This window comes from Ruegeria marisflavi (assembly GCF_025673445.1).
GTDB classification, from domain to species: Bacteria; Pseudomonadota; Alphaproteobacteria; order Rhodobacterales; family Rhodobacteraceae; genus Ruegeria_B; species Ruegeria_B marisflavi.
On record NZ_JAOVQN010000066.1, the window covers coordinates 1 to 1,243 of the forward strand.

A 1,243-nucleotide genomic window follows, 5' to 3' on the forward strand; every position below is an offset into this window, starting at 1 on the left:
TTTCCTAGCAGATGACAACATCTGTAGTCTGCCGCATTGCGCGACAGTTAGGTGCAGACGTCATCCACCCCATCCGCAACTCGGTCATAGGCTCATTTTCATCGGACGTCCGACTTGATCAGAAGCGACCATTACGTGTGTTGAAGTGCGGTCTGAGATGGGGGCGATCGGTTTTTGTGATGGGAAAGACAGTAAGGTGCGCAGGTTGGCAAGGTGCCGATGCCTGGTGTGGGAGGGCTGGATGGAGACTTCACCATGTCCAATATTCAGCTTCCAATAATCAGACCGTCTCGACCGCCTTGGAATAAGAACCGACTGATAGGCCAGAAACGTCCACTCCTACCAAGACAGGTCTGGGCAATTCGTGCGCGGCTCGAACTCTCCGGGAACCAGCGCAACCTTGTGCTGTTCAACCTCGCTATCGACAGCAAACTTCGCGGTTGCGATCTCGTTCGCCTGGAAGTGGCTCATCTCGTCGTTGCCGGCACGGTTCGCGACCGCGTGTCGATCGTCCAGAGCAAGACAGGCAGGCTAGTTCAGTTCGAAGTGTCCGAGAACACGCGACGATCGGTTATCAAGTGGGTCTCATCGCCGGCCATGTTTGGTCGCAAGTTCCTTTTTCCAAGCAGGTTCCACGGTTCGTCGCACCTTTCGACCCAGCAATATGCACGTCTCGTCCGCAACTGAGTATCGGTCATCGGACTGGATCCTTGCGGGTACGGGACGCATTCTCTTCGGAGGACAAAGGCTGCGCTGATATATCGGAAGACTGGAAATCCTCGGGCAGTTCAACTGCTGCTCGGACACGCCAAGGTTGATAGCACAGTCAGGTATCTTGGAGTCGAACTCGACGACGCGCTGAGTATCGCCGAGAAGATCGACATCTGACGGTTTGGCGGACGGCAACGGCTGTCCGCCATCTCAAATTCGGTTCCGAAAGTTCAGGCGGGAATGGCCGTTCCTTGGGATAGCAGACCTTGGTCTATGTTCCTTCGATGGCCGTCATCGGGACTTTCTCGACCTTCGGCGATCCCTCTCGAACTGGTGCGAACGGCCCTTTCCTGACTTTCATCACAGGCCGCGACGCCGCGATGCAGCTCTCGCGTTCCGGCCGTTCATGCATCGCGCAGCATTTTTTCGACGGCAATGACCGGGTTGCGGACAAAGCGGACAAAGCGGACAAAGTTAGGAGTTATTGTGGCGCTGTGCTACTAGTTGAGTGGGTGCACTTGGATGCCCGCAG

1 protein-coding gene and 1 pseudogene are annotated in these 1,243 nt (G+C 55.9%); both read left to right on the forward strand.

All coding sequences use genetic code 11. The features are described 5' to 3' along the window. The first annotated feature begins 255 nt into the window (after positions 1-255). Positions 256-888 (forward strand): annotated as a pseudogene (locus OEZ49_RS22975) (tyrosine-type recombinase/integrase). An 89-nt stretch (positions 889-977) separates the two neighbouring features. Continuing rightward, positions 978-1,243, forward strand: a 266-nt coding sequence (locus OEZ49_RS22980; protein ID WP_263390465.1) for a hypothetical protein, incomplete at its 3' end; no start/stop codon positions are given.